The sequence below is a fragment of the Nonomuraea sp. NPDC049504 genome (genome assembly GCF_040676845.1).
GTDB classification, from domain to species: Bacteria; Actinomycetota; Actinomycetes; order Streptosporangiales; family Streptosporangiaceae; genus Nonomuraea; species Nonomuraea salmonea.
Window position 1 is genome coordinate 126123 of record NZ_JBFAPT010000007.1, and the last position, 14379, is coordinate 140501.

General features: G+C 70.9%; 17 protein-coding genes. 7 read left to right on the top strand and 10 right to left on the bottom strand.

Features of this window, described 5'->3' with window-relative positions:
- Positions 1 to 7 precede the first annotated feature (7 nt).
- Positions 8 to 517, bottom strand: coding sequence for a shikimate kinase (locus AB0K28_RS15815; protein WP_364369938.1), 510 nt, complete (start codon positions 515 to 517; stop codon positions 8 to 10).
- Between the two features lie 38 nt (positions 518 to 555).
- Between AB0K28_RS15815 and AB0K28_RS15820 the strand changes: the two genes are divergently transcribed.
- Positions 556 to 837: a hypothetical protein gene (locus AB0K28_RS15820; protein WP_345388977.1), complete on the top strand. Its 282-nt coding sequence runs from the start codon at positions 556 to 558 to the stop codon at positions 835 to 837.
- Positions 838 to 864: 27 nt separating this feature from the next.
- Positions 865 to 1248, top strand: coding sequence for a ChaB family protein (locus tag AB0K28_RS15825; RefSeq protein WP_345388975.1), 384 nt, complete (start codon positions 865 to 867; stop codon positions 1246 to 1248).
- A 247-nt stretch (positions 1249 to 1495) separates the two neighbouring features.
- Here AB0K28_RS15825 and AB0K28_RS15830 read toward each other — a convergent pair whose 3' ends face one another.
- The 3 genes from AB0K28_RS15830 to AB0K28_RS15840 all read right to left on the bottom strand — a co-directional run bounded on the left by AB0K28_RS15830 (position 1496) and on the right by AB0K28_RS15840 (position 4702).
- Positions 1496 to 3334 (bottom strand): transketolase, encoded by a 1839-nt coding sequence (locus AB0K28_RS15830; protein ID WP_364369941.1) that lies wholly within the window; start codon positions 3332 to 3334, stop codon positions 1496 to 1498.
- 80 nt (positions 3335 to 3414) lie between these two features.
- On the bottom strand, positions 3415 to 4431 hold the full coding sequence (locus AB0K28_RS15835; RefSeq protein ID WP_364369944.1) for an SDR family oxidoreductase: 1017 nt from the start codon (positions 4429 to 4431) through the stop codon (positions 3415 to 3417).
- 7 nt (positions 4432 to 4438) lie between these two features.
- The gene (locus AB0K28_RS15840; protein ID WP_345388969.1) at positions 4439 to 4702 is read right to left on the bottom strand and encodes a hypothetical protein; all 264 of its coding nucleotides are present in this window, start codon (positions 4700 to 4702) and stop codon (positions 4439 to 4441) included.
- 54 nt (positions 4703 to 4756) lie between these two features.
- Between AB0K28_RS15840 and AB0K28_RS15845 the strand changes: the two genes are divergently transcribed.
- From AB0K28_RS15845 to AB0K28_RS15855, 3 genes are read left to right on the top strand one after another with little or no spacing between them, the layout of a single operon-like run.
- Positions 4757 to 5836, top strand: coding sequence for a DNA topoisomerase IB (locus AB0K28_RS15845; RefSeq protein ID WP_364369947.1), 1080 nt, complete (start codon positions 4757 to 4759; stop codon positions 5834 to 5836).
- 45 nt (positions 5837 to 5881) lie between these two features.
- On the top strand, positions 5882 to 6130 hold the full coding sequence (locus AB0K28_RS15850; protein ID WP_345388963.1) for a BON domain-containing protein: 249 nt from the start codon (positions 5882 to 5884) through the stop codon (positions 6128 to 6130).
- Positions 6114 to 6857, top strand: a complete 744-nt coding sequence (locus AB0K28_RS15855; protein ID WP_364369950.1) for a metallophosphoesterase — start codon at positions 6114 to 6116, stop codon at positions 6855 to 6857. The genes AB0K28_RS15850 and AB0K28_RS15855 overlap by 17 nt, the downstream gene beginning before the upstream one ends.
- 83 nt (positions 6858 to 6940) lie before the next feature.
- Here the strand turns inward: AB0K28_RS15855 and AB0K28_RS15860 are convergent, their stop codons facing one another.
- Together AB0K28_RS15860 and AB0K28_RS15865 are read right to left on the bottom strand one after the other, a co-directional pair.
- The gene (locus AB0K28_RS15860; RefSeq protein WP_345388959.1) at positions 6941 to 7090 is read right to left on the bottom strand and encodes a GPGG-motif small membrane protein; all 150 of its coding nucleotides are present in this window, start codon (positions 7088 to 7090) and stop codon (positions 6941 to 6943) included.
- Positions 7091 to 7164: 74 nt separating this feature from the next.
- Entirely contained in the window at positions 7165 to 7650 is a 486-nt protein-coding gene (locus AB0K28_RS15865; protein WP_345388957.1) for a DUF1360 domain-containing protein, read from the bottom strand.
- Positions 7651 to 7720: 70 nt separating this feature from the next.
- Between AB0K28_RS15865 and AB0K28_RS15870 the strand changes: the two genes are divergently transcribed.
- Positions 7721 to 8317 (top strand): nucleotidyltransferase, encoded by a 597-nt coding sequence (locus AB0K28_RS15870; protein WP_345388955.1) that lies wholly within the window; start codon positions 7721 to 7723, stop codon positions 8315 to 8317.
- Between the two features lie 4 nt (positions 8318 to 8321).
- Here AB0K28_RS15870 and secA2 read toward each other — a convergent pair whose 3' ends face one another.
- From secA2 to AB0K28_RS15890, 4 genes are all read right to left on the bottom strand, one after another.
- A complete protein-coding gene (gene secA2, locus AB0K28_RS15875) occupies positions 8322 to 10535 on the bottom strand; it encodes an accessory Sec system translocase SecA2 (RefSeq protein WP_345388953.1) in 2214 nt (737 codons plus the stop codon).
- A 121-nt stretch (positions 10536 to 10656) separates the two neighbouring features.
- Complete coding sequence (locus AB0K28_RS15880) at positions 10657 to 11550, bottom strand: EamA family transporter (protein ID WP_345388951.1); 894 nt, start codon at positions 11548 to 11550, stop codon at positions 10657 to 10659.
- Positions 11551 to 11712: 162 nt separating this feature from the next.
- Positions 11713 to 12531, bottom strand: a complete 819-nt coding sequence (locus tag AB0K28_RS15885) for an SAM-dependent methyltransferase (protein ID WP_364369956.1) — start codon at positions 12529 to 12531, stop codon at positions 11713 to 11715.
- A 105-nt stretch (positions 12532 to 12636) separates the two neighbouring features.
- The gene (locus tag AB0K28_RS15890; RefSeq protein WP_364369959.1) at positions 12637 to 13719 is read right to left on the bottom strand and encodes an acyltransferase; all 1083 of its coding nucleotides are present in this window, start codon (positions 13717 to 13719) and stop codon (positions 12637 to 12639) included.
- Between the two features lie 191 nt (positions 13720 to 13910).
- Between AB0K28_RS15890 and AB0K28_RS15895 the strand changes: the two genes are divergently transcribed.
- Positions 13911 to 14285, top strand: a complete 375-nt coding sequence (locus tag AB0K28_RS15895) for a VOC family protein (protein WP_364369962.1) — start codon at positions 13911 to 13913, stop codon at positions 14283 to 14285.
- Positions 14286 to 14379: the final 94 nt, after the last annotated feature.

Sequence of the window (14379 nt, forward strand, 5' to 3'; positions counted from 1 at the left end):
TTGGCTATCAGTCGCGATCATCGCCGGGCAAGCCCATTTTGCTCAGTACGGCGTCGCGCACCTGCTCGGGGGCCATCACGCCGACGTCGCAGACCAGGTCGGCCACCTCGCGGAAGTACCGCTCGCGGCGGGCCCGCATGGCGGCGGGGTCGTAGTCGGGGCGGTGGTCGCTGGTGTGCATGCGTTCGCGCAGCACCGCGTCGTCGGCATCCACCCAGACCACGAACGCCCGGCCCAGCGCCGCCCGCACCTCGGGGATCTCCAGCGTGCTGGCCGCCGCCGCGATCACCTTGGGCGGCCCGGCCAGCTCGTCCAGCACGTGCTGGGCCTCGTACCTGTGCAAGGTCTCCTTGCCCTCGCGGGCCGCGATAGGCGCGGAGGTGGCGCCGTGCTTGTCAAGGAGGTACTGGTCGCTGTCGGACAGCAGGAGCCCGAGCGCCTCGGCGATCAGCCGCCCCGAGGTCGACTTGCCCGAGCCCATGAGCCCGATCATTACGACGTGTTTGTTTTTCGACATGTGGATAGAGGTTCCTTCGTGTCAAGGAGGTAAATCTGATGACCATCGCCGGAAGCATCATCCTCATCATGCTCGGTGCGATCCTCACCTGGGCCGTCGAGTTCGACCTCGCCGGCCTCGACATCAACGTAGTGGGCGTCGTGCTCATGCTCGGTGGCCTGGTCGGGCTCGGGTTCGGTCTCTACCGGATCAGGGTCGCGCGGCGGGCGGTCGGGCCGATCGACGAGCCGGTGCACCGCCACGAGATCTACGAGGAGCCGCAGGCCCGTCGTACCACCGTGTACGAGGACCGCCGCCACTACGACGAACCGCCCCTCTGACCTCACCGCTGTAGGAGGTGAAGCGACATGCCAGGTGTCGAAGAGCTGCCGTCGACCGTCAAGCGTTCTCCCAAGAAGGCGCAGAACACGTGGATCAAGGCGCACGACTCGGCCGTCAAGGAGTACGGCGAGGGGCGCCGCGCCCACATGACGGCGTTCGCCGCGCTCAAGCACTCCTTCGAGAAGGTCGGCGACCACTGGGAGCCGAAGGACAAGAAGGGCCCTTCCGACAAGGGCGCGACCGATCGCTCCGGGCGTACGGCCGAGGGCGTGGACGCCAACGCCAGCAAGGAGCACCTGCAGAGCCTGGCCGCCAGGCTGGGCGTGCGCGGCCGGTCGAAGATGACCAAGCAGGAGCTCGTCACGGCCATCAAGAAGGCCAACAGGAAGGCCACGGCGAAGTCCCGCTGAGCGTCCCCCGCGCGAGCTTCCCGCCCCCGGGCCGGGCCCGTCAGACGAGAGGCCCGACCAGAGCCCGACGAAAGGGCCGACGAGAGGGCCGACGAGGAGCGGCGGTCACCCACCGCCGCGAATCGCCGGCCCTTTCGCATGTCCCCACTCGTCCCGTCCAGCCGCGTGCCAGGACAGCGAGCGGGGCGGGTGGTGACACCCGCCCCGGCCGCACTGCATGGAAGCCTCCCGAACCCGCAAGGCCGGCTCACAGCAGGCGCTTGACGGCGTCGGCGATGGCGTGGCGGTCGATGCCGGCGTCGGCGAGCTGCTCCTGCGGCGTCGCAGAGCCGGGCAGGCCGGTGACGGCCAGCTTGATGACGCGCGGCCCCAGCTCGCTCACCGCGTCCGTGACGGCGTCGCCCAGCCCGCCCTCGATCCGGTGGTCCTCGACCGTGATGAGGTTTCCCGTGGTGGTGGCCGCCTCGATGAGGGCGGCGGTGTCCACGGGCTTGATGGAGTACAGGTCGATGACGCCGACCGGGATGCCGGCCTCGCGCAGGTCGTCGGCCGCCGCGAGCGCCTCGTGCACGGTCACCCCGGCCGCCACGATCGTGGCCCGGTCGCCGGGTGAGTGCCGCAGCACGCGCGAGCCGCCCACGGGGAAGCGCTCGCCGGGCTGGTAGATCACCGGCGTGGCCCCGCGCGTCGTGCGCAGGTAGGACACGCCGTCCAGGTCGGCCATCTCGGCCAGCAGGGCCGCCGTCTGGTTGGCGTCGCAGGGGTAGAGCACGGTGCTGCCGTGCACGGTGCGCAGCATGGCGAGGTCCTCCAGGCCCATCTGCGACGGCCCGTCCTCGCCGATCGCCACCCCGGCGTGCGAGCCGACGAGCCGGATGGACGACCCGCTCACCCCGGCCATCCTGATGAAGTCGTGCGCCCTGGTCAGGAACGCCGCGAAGGTGGCCGCGTACGGCTTCCACCCGCGCACCTGCAGCCCGATGGCGGCGGCGACGAGCTGCTGCTCGGCGATGTACATCTCGAAGAAGCGCTCGGGGAACGCCTCGGCGAACGTCTCGGTCTTGGTGGAGTCGGCGACCTCGCCGTCCAGCGCCACCACGTCGCCCCTGGCCGCGCCGAGCGCCGCCAGCGCCTCCCCGTACGCGGCCCGCGTCGCGACCTGCTCGCCCACCGGCCACACGGGCGGCTCCAGCTCGCCCGCGTCGAAGCGGAACGGCTCCGCCGCCGTGTCCGCCCCCGTGTCCGGCGCATGCACCTCGACGCGCACGTCCCGCACGCCGCCCAGCTCCGCCACGGCCTTGTCCGGGTCCTTCAGAGCCTTGCCGTGGGCGCCCTCGCGGTTCTCGACCTCCAGCACGCCCTCGCCCTTGCGGGTCTTGGCGAGGATCACGGTCGGCCGGCGCCGGGTGTTGGAGGCGTCGGTGAACGCGAAGTCGATCTGCCCGGGGTCGTGGCCGTCGATCTCGATCGTGTGCCAGCCGAACGCGCCGAACCTGCGGGCGTAGGCGCCGGTGTCCCAGCCGTGCCGGGTGGGCCCGCGCTGGCCGAGGCGGTTGACGTCCACGATGACCGTCAGGTTCGCGAGGCCCTCGCTGCCCGCGTGCTCGGCGGCCTCCCAGATGGAGCCCTCGGCCAGCTCGCTGTCGCCGCACAGGACCCACACCCGGTACGGCAGGCGCTCCAGCCGCGCGGCCATCGCCACGCCGACGCCGACGGGCAGGCCCTGGCCGAGCGAGCCGGTGGCGACGTCCACCCAGGGCAGGCGCGGGGTCGGATGCCCCTCCAGGCGGCTGTCCCGCTTGCGGAACGTCAGCAGCTCCTCGTCGGTGATCGCGCCGGCGGCCTTGTAGAGGGAGTAGAGCAGGGGAGAGGCGTGTCCCTTGGAGAAGATCAGGTGGTCGTTGGCCGGGTTGTCCGGCCGGTCGAAGTCGTAGCGCAGGTGACAGGCGAACAGCACGGCCATCAGGTCGGCGGCCGACATCGACGAGGTGGGGTGGCCGGAGCCGGCCGCGGCGGCGGCGCGTACGGAGTCGACGCGCAGTTGCGCCGCGAGCCCGGCCAGATACTGAAGATCGCGCTCAGGCACGGTGGAGCCTCCTCGTAGACGGTGTTTCCGCCCCGTCTACCCGGGCGGGAGCGCTTAAGTCGGCTCCCGCCCCGAGCGCTCTAGAGCCGTCCCGCCCGGCGCAGCGCCGCGTACGCGGCCGCGGCCGCGCCACCGCCGGCCAGCGCGAGGAGCACGGGCCCGCGGCGCTGGGCGAGCCAGAGCTGGGGACTGCGCTTGTGCGAGCGGCGGTCGAACGTGCCGTGCGCGCCGTAGTCGGTGTCCTCGTCGGCGGGCTCCCACAGGTTGGACACGCCGCTGGGCGTCTCCTCCTCGGTCTGCTGCGACTCGACGCCGGTCCGCGCGAGGTAGCGGTCCACCAGGGCGGGCGCGACCTTCTGCGCGAGGAGGGTGGCGACCGTGCTGGTGCCGACCCAGTACTCCTTGCGTTCGGGGTGCTCGGCCGCGTACACGATGGCCCGCGCGGCCACCTCGGGCTGGTAGATCGGGGGTACGGGCTGGGGGTGCTTGCGCAGCTTGGACAGCACCCACTGGAACTGCGGCGTGTTGAGCGCCGGCAGCTGCACCAGAGTGATCTTGACCTCGCTGCCGTCGGCCATCAGCTCGGTGCGCACCGACTCGGTGAAGCCCTTGATGGCGTGCTTCGCGCCGCAGTAGGCCGACTGCAGGGGGATGCCGCGGTGCGCCAGGGCCGAGCCGGCCTGGACGATCGCGCCGGCGTTGCGCGGGCGCATCAGGTCGAGCGCCACCTTGGTGCCCCAGACGTAGCCGAGGTACGTCACGGCGGTGGTGCGTTCGAACTCCTCCGGGGAGATGTCGGCGAATTTCGCGAAAACGGAGGAGAAAGCGGTGTTGATCCAGATGTTGATCGGGCCGAGCTCCTTCTCGATCCGCTCGGCCGCCTGCCGTACCTGCTCGTAGTCCGCCACGTCGGCCTCGTAGACCTGGGCCGTGCCGCCCTCGGTGCCGACGTCCACGGCCGCCGCGCCCAGCCCGGTGGTGCCACGGGCGATCAGGGCCACCTTGGCTCCCTGAGCGCCCAGCTCGCGGACGACCGCCCGCCCCACCCCGCCGCTCGCGCCCGTCACCACGACAACTCGTCCTCGAAGTGGTGCCATGTCAGGATCAGCCCGCCTCTCCGTCGTGTCCGGCACGTTGCTTCTGCCGGCGTACGGCCACCAGCAGGTCGATCACCGCGACCACCGCGAGCACGATCGCGATGACGGCCAGCACCCACGCCCGCGTCATGATCCCCAGCACCGTGAACGCGAAAAGGAACACCAGCATGAAGGACACCACTCTGATGTGCACCACGTCGCGGGGGGTCGAGGGCACCATGGCGTGACCTCTGCTGTCCCGTTCCTCGTGCCACTCTCCGTTGTCAGACATGCGGCTCACCTGCCCGTGCTGTTTGTCGCCTAACGTCGGGGGTAGCCGCACCGCGTGCCCGAGACAGCTCCCCCCACGCAGCCGCCCGACGCCGAAGCCCTGGCGGCGGCGTTCGCCGGCGGGCCTGACGTCGAGCTGCGCCCGAGCGACCAGAACGAGCCGGGCTTCACCCGGCGCAGGTGCGGCCGCGGGTTCCGCTATCTCGACTGCGACGGGCGGCCGGTGCGCGACCCCGAGGTGCTCGCCCGCATCAAGACGCTGGCCATCCCGCCGGCCTGGCAGGACGTGTGGATCTGCGCCTCGCCCGACGGGCACCTGCAGGCCGTGGGCACCGACGCGGCGGGGCGGCGGCAGTACCGCTACCACGACGTGTGGCGCGAGCAGCAGGACCGCGCGAAGTTCGACCGGGTGCTGGAGGTGGCCGAGCGGCTGCCGGCGTTCAGGAAGATCGTGGACGAGCAGCTCCAGGGGCGCGGGCTGACCAGGCAGCGGGTGCTGGCCGCCGCCGCCCGCCTGCTCGACATCGGCTTCTTCCGCATCGGCGGCGAGAGCTACGACACCTACGGCCTGGCCACGCTCAGGATGGAGCACGTCACCTGCTCGCGCGGCATCGTCGTCTGCGCCTACCAGGCCAAGGGCGACATCCTGCGCGAGGTCGAGGTGGCCGACCCCGGCGCGTGCAAGGTGCTGCGCTCGCTGAAGGCGCTGCGGGTGGAGGGCGAGCTGCTGCGCTACCGGCGCGCGGACGGCTGGGGCGACATCAAGAGCGAGGACATCAACGAGTACCTGCGCGAGACCATCGGGTACGAGGTCACCGCCAAGGACTTCCGCACCTGGCACGCCACCGTGCTGGCGGCGGTGGGGCTGGCGGTGTCGCGGCCGGCCGGGCGCGAGGGGGTCACGCGCAAGAAGCGGGCCGTCACGCGGGTGATGCGCGAGGTGTCCGAGTACCTGGGCAACACACCGACCGTGGCCAGGGCGTCGTACGTGGACCCGCGGGTGATCGAGGCGTACGAGCAGGACAGGACGATCGGCGCGGCACTGACCGAGCTGGGCGCGGGCGCCGACTTCGGCCAGCTCGCCACGGCAGGCCCGGTGGAACGGGCGGTCATCGACCTGATTCGTACTGTTTGAGCGATTGACGCTCGGGCATGCGGCGACAGAGAAGGAGGACGAGCGATGGAAGCTCCGCAGTACGTCGCGGCCCGTGTCCAGCAGGCGCTGGCCGAGGACGGTCGTACGACCGAGCTGGGAATTCGCGTCGACATCCGAGGCGACCAGCTCTTCCTGCGCGGTCAGGTGAGCGGGTGCGAGCAGCGCGACCGGCTCGGGCAGGTGGCCCACGAGGTCGCGCCCGACCTGCACCTGCACAACGAGATCAACGTCGTCGATGCCGGCGAGCCGGGGGAGGATGAGCGTCTTGACTGACCTGCGCATAGCCGCGGTGGGTGACATCCACCTGGGCGAGGACGTCAGAGGCCAGTACAGGAAGCGGCTGCACGACATCGAGGACCGCGCCGACGTGTTCCTGCTCGCGGGCGACCTGACCAGGCACGGCACCCTGGAGGAAGGGCGGATCGTGGCCGACGAGCTGCGCGACCTGCCCATCCCGACGGTCGCGGTGCTCGGCAACCACGACTACCACTCCGACCTGGAGCGCGAGATCGCCGACGAGCTGCGCGACGCGGGCGTCATCGTGCTCGACGACGACGGCGTGGTGCTGCAGTGCGGCGACACGAAGCTGGGCGTCGTCGGCGGCAAGGGGTTCGGCGGCGGGTTCGCGGGCAAGTGCGCCAGCGAGTTCGGCGAGCGCGAGATCAAGAACTTCGTCTCCCACACCCGCCACATCGCCGAGTCGTGGAAGATGGCGCTCAAGGAGATGACCGCCGACTACCGCGTCGTGCTCTCCCACTACTCGCCGATCAAGGAGACGCTGGAGGGCGAGCCGCCGGAGATCTACCCGTTCCTCGGCAGCTACCTGCTGGCCGAGGCCGTCGACACGGCCGGCGCCGACCTCGTCCTGCACGGTCACGCGCACAAGGGCAGCGAGAAGGGCATGACGCCGGGCGGCATCCGGGTGCGCAACGTGGCGCTGCCGGTGCTCGGCCGGGCCTACTGCGTCTACTGCGTCAGTTGCGAGGACGCGCACGCATAGCCCGAAAAGAAAAACGCTCCCCGTCGGCGGGGAGCGTTTTTCTTTTCGTGGGTGGCGGACAGGGAACCGGAGAAACGGTTCCCCTAGACATTGAAGATGCTGACCCCGCCGGGCCCGACCAGGAATCCGAGAACGATGAGCACGATACCCCAGAGGATGTCGCGCCGGGCCAGGAGCACGTAGATCCCGGCGATGACGAGAATGACGGCGATGATCCAGAGCAATGTAGCCATGGGTCTGCTACTGCCCTGGCCGGGCGCTCATTAACATTTTTCCTCCGCGGCGCGGCGCAGGGAAAATCATGGCGTCACTCGGCGGTCTTCATCAGTTTCGCGTACGCGAACTGCAGCCAGTCCGAGATGGCGACGGCGGTCATGGTCGCGCCCACCAGCCGGGTCGCCCGGGGCGCCAGCACGAGGCCGGCCGCGTAGCCGGTGGCCACCCACTGCGCGAGGCAGAACGGGCAGGCCAGCAGCTCGCCGATCGCGCCGCGCGGCTTCTCCTGCACCTCCGAGGGGCCGCCCTGACCCTCGTACTGGGTGAACGGGGCGCGCAGCGGGCTCGTGACGGGGTCCTTCGCCAGCCGCCTGGACACCTTGTGCGTGCAGGCCGCCATGAGCAGGATGTCCAGCACCCCGACCTGCTCGGGCACCCGCCGCCCCGCGAGCGCCACCGCGGCCGCGGCCACGCCGACCGTCCCGCCGTACGCGGCGAGCAGCCCGGCGTAGCGCGCAAGCGGTCGATCGTGCCCGTTCGCGTAGGTCCGTTCGGTCTTTTCCAGGATGTCGCTCATGGCTCATCGGGCTACCCTGACGGCCCTATTTCCAACGCCTACTTGACGATCGTTTGGGTAGCCGATCGGCATGAGCAGCCACGGCCACGCGGTCACCGACGCGATCCTCGACACGCTCAAGCGAGCCAGCACGGGGCTGAAGGACGCCGGAGTGAAGTTCGCGCTGGCCGGCGGCTGTGCCGCGTACGCGCGCGGCGCCGCGCCCTCGCTCCACGACGTGGACTTCGTGCTCACCGAGCACGACGTGCCCGCCGCGCTGGAGGCGCTGCGCGGCATCGGTTTCCAGACCGCCAAGCCGCCGGAGGACTGGCTCGTCAAGGCGTACGACGAGGGCCGGCTGGTCGACCTGATCTTCCGGGTCTCCGACATGGCGATCACCGACGAGCTGCTCGACCGGGCCGAGCCGCTGAAGGCGTCGGCGGTGATCGTCCCCGTGCTGCAGGCCACCGACCTGGTGATCTCGTGGTTGCTGCCGCTGTCGGAGCACGCCTGCGACTACGGCGCGCTGCTGGCGCAGGTGCGCGCGCTGCGCGAGCAGGTGGACTGGCCGCGGGTGGCCGCCGTCACGGCGACCTCGCCGTACGCGACCACGTTCATCACCCTGCTGGAACGCCTGGGCGTGCTCGACGGGCCCGTGGTGCCGTCGGGCGACCCCACCTGGCCCTAGAACATCAGCCCCTGCGGGTCGCGGCCGTCACGCGCTTGAGGATGCGGTCCCACTCGGTGCCGAACGGGTTGTCCTGCACGAGGTAGGTCCACGTCGCCGTCGGCCGCTTCAGATCGGGCTCGGGCGCCTCGAACGAGGCCAGCGAGCGCTTCTCCACCTCGGCCATCAGCGCTTTGTACTCGGCCACGGCCTCGCGGTGGAACTCGTCGATCGGGCTCATCCGGCCCAGCGCCCGCAGGTGGATGCCCTCGCGCAGGTCGGTCAGGAACGCCAGGTGCTCGGTCCAGCACTGGTCGATGGCGTGCAGCACGATCTGCCGCGCCGTCTCGTCGCGGGTGTCCTCGGGCAGCTCGGCCCACCGCTCGGGGTCGGCCTCGGCCAGCGCCTTGGCGGCGGCGTCGCCGTGGAGCACCTTGTCGCGCCACTCCAGAATGAGCTCGCGCTGGTGCTCCAGCAGCCGCGTGAAGCGCCACGTGTTGCGGTGGATCTCCAGGTTGACGCCTTCGGCGACGCGCTGCGCGTGACCCACGAGGTACGCCCCGCGCCGGTGCCTGACGATGCCGTCGGGGTCGGCGGCCGGCGGCCGCTCGTCGGGCACGAACTGGGTGATCAGGTCGTCCTTCATGCTGACGAAGAACACCGAGCCGCCGGGGTCGCCCTGCCGCCCGGCCCGCCCGCGCAGCTGGTCGTCCAGCCGGCTGCTGGCGTGGCGGCCGGAGCCGATGACGTAGAGGCCGCCCAGCTCCGCGACGTCGTCGCCGAGCCTGATGTCGGTGCCGCGCCCGGCCATCTGGGTGGAGACGGTGATCGCGCCGCGCTCGCCGGCCCGCGCGATGATCGCCGCCTCCTCCGCGTCGTTCTTGGCGTTGAGGACGACCGGCTCAAGCCCGCGCCGCTGCAGCAGCTTGGCGAGGTTCTCCGACTCGGCGACGTCGAGCGTGCCGATGAGGATCGGCCGGCCGGTCTCGTGGACCGCCTGGATCTCCTCGACCAGCGCCGCGTCCTTGTCGGGCACCGTCGGGTAGATGCGGTCGGGCTCGTCGACCCGCACGCACGGCCGGTTGGGCGGGATGACCGCGACCTTCAGCCCGTAGAACTCGCCGAGCTGCTCGCTGACCGCCACCGCCGTGCCCGTCATGCCGCAGATCTGCGGATAACGCCGGATCAGCCCCTGGACGGTGATCGAGTCGAGGATCTCGCCCTTCTCGCTCGGCGGCAGCGCCTCCTTGGCCTCGACCGCCGCCTGCAGCCCGTCGGGCCAGCGCTGCAGCAGCGCCACCCGGCCGCGCGAGGGGTTGATGAGCTGCACCTTGCCGTCGCGCACGATGTAGTCGACGTCGCGAGTCAGGAGCGCGTGGGCGTGCAGCGCCAGGTTGAGCTCGATCAGCGAGCCGGGCTCGTGCTCGTCGTAGAGGTCGACGCCGAGGATGTTCTCGACGCTGTCGGCGCCCTTGGGCGTCAGATAGACGTTGCGGGCCTGCTCGTCGATCTCGTAGTGGTAGCCGCGGACGAGCTGCCTGACCAGCGCCGCCATCTCCGGCACCGCGTTGCCCACCTCGGACGCCCCGGCCATCACCAGCGGCACCCTGGCCTCGTCGACCAGCACGGAGTCCGCCTCGTCGATCAGCGCCACCTCGGGCGCGGGCACGATCAGCTCGCTCGCGTCGGTGCGCAACCGGTCGCGCAGCACGTCGAAGCCGATCTCGCTGACCGGCCCGTACGTGACGTCCTTCGCGTACGCCTCGCGCCGCTCCTCGAACGTGGAGTTCTGGTCGATCCAGCCCACGCTCACGCCCAGCGCCTCGTAGAACGGGCCCATCCACTCGGCGTCGCGCCGGGCGAGATAGTCGTTGACGGAGATCACGTGGACGTGCTTGCCCTGCAAGGCGTAACCCGCCGCGGCCATCGCTCCCGACAGGGTCTTGCCCTCACCGGTGGCCATCTCGGCCACCTTGCCGTCGAGCAACGCCAGCGTGCCGAGCAACTGCACGTCATAGGGGCGCAGGCCGAGCGTGCGGTCGGCGGCCTCGCGGGCCACCGCGCAGAACTCCGCGAGGTCGCTCATGAGGTCGCTCTTGTCGGGCGCCGGCAACTCGTCGAGACCGCGCACCCGGTCGGCCCGCGACTCGGCCGCCTTGACGATCTTCTGGTAGGGCGCGAGGGGGACGCCTCCCGGTCGGTCCAGGAGGTTCCTCAGTATTCCCTTGAACGAGGCCACAGTTCCTCCAACGCGCGCCACGCCGACACCGTTCCCCCTGCCGCTGTGGGGGAACGGAGCGACGATCCGGCAAGCGCCGCCGTACCGGACCTTAACTCATCCGGCCGCCTGCGCCGTCACATCACGCCGCATCGGCTCGTGCGGCGAGCACGGCCACCGCGGCGAGCAGCAGCACGCACCCCGCCCAGGCCAAGGGGGTGAGCCGCTCGCCGAACAGCGCCACCCCCAGCAGCGCCGCGCCGACCGCCTCGCCGAGCGAGATGATCGACACGGTGGTGGCGCGCAGGGCGGTCAGCGCACGGAAGAACAGCCCGTACGCGAGCGCCGTCGGCACCGCGCCCAGATACACGAGCAGCGTCGCCGACGTCCAGCTCACCTCGGGCAGCACGCCCTCGGCCAGCGCGAACGGCGCCAGGCACAGCGCGGCCACGACGAACCCGCCGATCGCGGCCGCCTCGGGACCGCCGTCGTCGCGGTGCCGCCTGGACACGAGGGTCACCCCGGCGTACCCGGCGGCGGAGGCCAGCGCGAGCAGCACCCCGAGCACCGGGGTGCCCGCTCCCTGGGTGCCCGCTCCCTGGGTGTTCAGGACCGACTCGCCTGTGAGCAGGACGAGGCCGGCCAGCGCCGCCGCCAGGGCGAGCAGCGCCGTACGGCCGAGGCGCTCCTTGAGCAGGAAGCGGCTGCCCAGCGCGGTGAAGATCGGGGTGGCGCCCATCGTCACCACGGTCGCCACCGCGACGCCGGAGTGGGCGATGGCGGCGAAGTAGGCGGTCTGGTAGACGGCCATCCCGGCGCCGACCACCAGCGTGCGGCCCGTGAGCGTGGGGCGGCCCGCCGGGCGGATGAGCAGGACGAGGAAGGTGGCGCCGATCACATACCGCCACAGGGACACGCCGACGGGGCCCAGCCCGCCGGTCTGGAAGAGCAGCGACCCGGCGGCGCCGCCGGTGCCCCAGGCGGTCGCGGCCACGGACACGTAAAGGGCGCCCCGCCGGGCGGAGACATGCGTCATCTGAAGGGTTCTCCGGAGGTGAAGGTCGATCATGGCCCGGTGTGCGGGCAGCGACCACCCCCGGATCAGTGTGACCCGGCGAGCTTCAGAGGATGCCGCCCGCTAGCGGGCGGGGGGCGGAGAACAGATGAAGCGCCGATGCATGCGCCCCACGATAGCCGGTCAGGGGTGGGGCTTGCGGGCGACGCCGCCCAGCAGGAGCTCCTCCCAGGGGGCGAGGGGGCCGGGGAGGCGCTCGTCGGGGTGCCATTCGGGGAAGTGCACGACCCCGGGCTCGACCGGCACCAGGCCGTCGAAGAAGCGGGTGATGGCGGCGCGGTCGCGGAAGTGGCCGGTGCCCATGGTGGCCTGGAGCATCACCTCCAGCGCCTTGGCCTTGGGGTTGCCGGAGGCGAGGAACCCCGAGGCGGCCAGGTGACCGCCGGGCGGGAGCGCGGCGACGTACCTGCGGACGACGCCGTGCGGGTCCTCGTGGTCGGCGAGCAGGTGCAGCACGCCGATGACGAGGACGGCGGTGGGCTGGGACAGGTCGATGAGGCGGCGCAGCGCGGGGTGCCCGAGCACGGCGTCCACGTCGCGCAGGTCGGCGGTGATGGCGTCGGCGTTCGCGTTGCCGCCGAGAATGGCCTTGGCGTGCGGCTCGACCATGGGGTCGTTGTCGACGTAGACGACCCGGCAGGTGGGGTCGGCGAACTGGGCGACCTCGTGGGTGTTCTCGACCGTGGGCAGCCCGGCGCCGAGGTCGATGATCTGCCGGATGCCGGCCTCACGGACGAGGTAGTCGACGACCCGGCCGACGAAGGCCCGGTCGCACCACACCAGGTTCACCACCTCGGGCACGACGTCCTTGAGCTTGCGGGCGACGGCGCGGTCGGAGGCGAAGTTCTCGGTGCCGCCGAGCAGGGCGTCGTGGACGCGGGCGACCGTGGGCCGCTCCGGGTCGACGCCGGGCGGGGCCCACTCGTGTTCGCCGAGACTCATCCGGCCCCCTCTCGCCGTTCAGCGACGCCGCTTCGGTGACGCGGATCGTATCCGGCCCCGGGATCTCCGCGCCCGCCCTGACAACGGGTTGTCGGCAGAGTCGACTCACCCCGTGGGGCTGCCGGCCGGGACCGCGGCGTGCGCCGGAGGCTCCCGCTTGGACAGCAGCCGCTTGAGCACGGGCGCGAGCGGCCGTTCCACGAACCGGTGCACCGCGTACGCGGCCACCAGCATGACCACGATCATCCCGGCGAGCAGCACGTACTTGTTGAACGCCCCTTCGAGCCTGGCGAACAGGATGAACCCGACGTGCGCGTGCAGCAGGTACAGCGGATAGGTCAGCGCCCCCGCCGTCACCAGCCACGGCCGGGCGAGCGCTCTGGTCACCCGCAGCGCGATGAACGTCATCACGAGGAAGATGAGCACGACGACGGCGGTGATGACGACCGGCGAGTACGTGACGTGATACCGCTCGCCGACGGCCTCGGCGTACCCGATGGCCCGGTAGACGGCGTTGCCCAGGCAGATGGGCACCAGCAGCGCGATCTGCCAGTCGAGCCCGAACCGGTAGAGCATGAACAGCGCCATGCCGGCGATGAAGTAGTGCGAGAACTCCGACTGGACGACCAGGTCGGCGATGCCCGGCAGCACGCCCAGCTCGACGAGGAACGTCAAGGCGAGCCACCCCCACAGCCCGGCCATGATCCGCCCCCGGGTGATCCCGATCACGGTGGCGATCAGCATGAGGATGTAGAAGCGCATCTCGGCCCAGAGGGTCCAGTAGACGACGTCCACGTTCTCGATGTTCGGCACCGACTGGAACATCGTCAGGTTGGCCAGCACCTGCGGCACCGACACCTGGAACAGGCCCCACCCGAGCAGCACGGTGACGGTCGCCGTGACCGCGATGCCCACCCAATAGGCCGGGTAGAGCCGCACCACCCGCGAGACCACGAACTGCCGTGGCGTCCTTCCCCACGCGCTCATCAGCACGACGAACCCGCTGATCAAGAAGAACAGGTCGACGCCGAGGTAGCCGTACTTGGCCCAGGCGCTCTCGGTGACGAACGTCACAGTGGTCTTGCCGCCTGCCCAGCCGGAGAACACGTAGTGGAACAGCACGACGCACAACGCCGCAAGCAGCCGGAGCCCGTCGATCTCGTAGAGCCGTTCTGGCCTGGTACGCACGGCGTCTCCTTTCTGATGGGGGAAGGGTGGCGGCATCAGCTTGCGGAATGGTTAAAGGACAGCAAAGGCATTCTTACGGGTTTACACGAGTACCGACCGGTAGTTAGCGCGTTGCCCGACAAGAGGGCTGTTGCGGGTAGCGCGTACGTACCTGACAGGAGATGGCAGGTATGGCTGGAACGCTGGGCGCCATGACGACGAAAGCGAACCTTCTGGCCTTCAGCCTCGACTGCGCCGACCCCAAGGCGCTGGCCGAGTTCTACCACCAGGTGACCGGCATGGAGATCACCTACGCGGAGGACGAGTACGCCGCCATCACCGACGGCACGGTCTCGATCTACTTCGGCCGGGTGGCCGACCGCAAGCCGGTCACGTGGCCCAGCCCCGACAAGCAGTTCCACCTCGACTTCCGGGTGCCGGACGTGGCGCAGGCGGTCGAGGACTACCTGAAGCTGGGGGCGACCAGGCCCGAGTTCCAGCCGGGCGTCACCGAGGAGGGCACCCGGTGGGTGGTGCTGCAGGACCCGCAGGGCCACCTCTTCTGCGTCTGCCCGCAGCCGGCGTAACGGGGCAAAAGGGGGCGGTCGGCGGCCAGGCGGGGCCCAAGGATGAGCCACAAGTTCGTGCAGGCCGAGGCCGGTTTGTATGGACTTTTCCGAC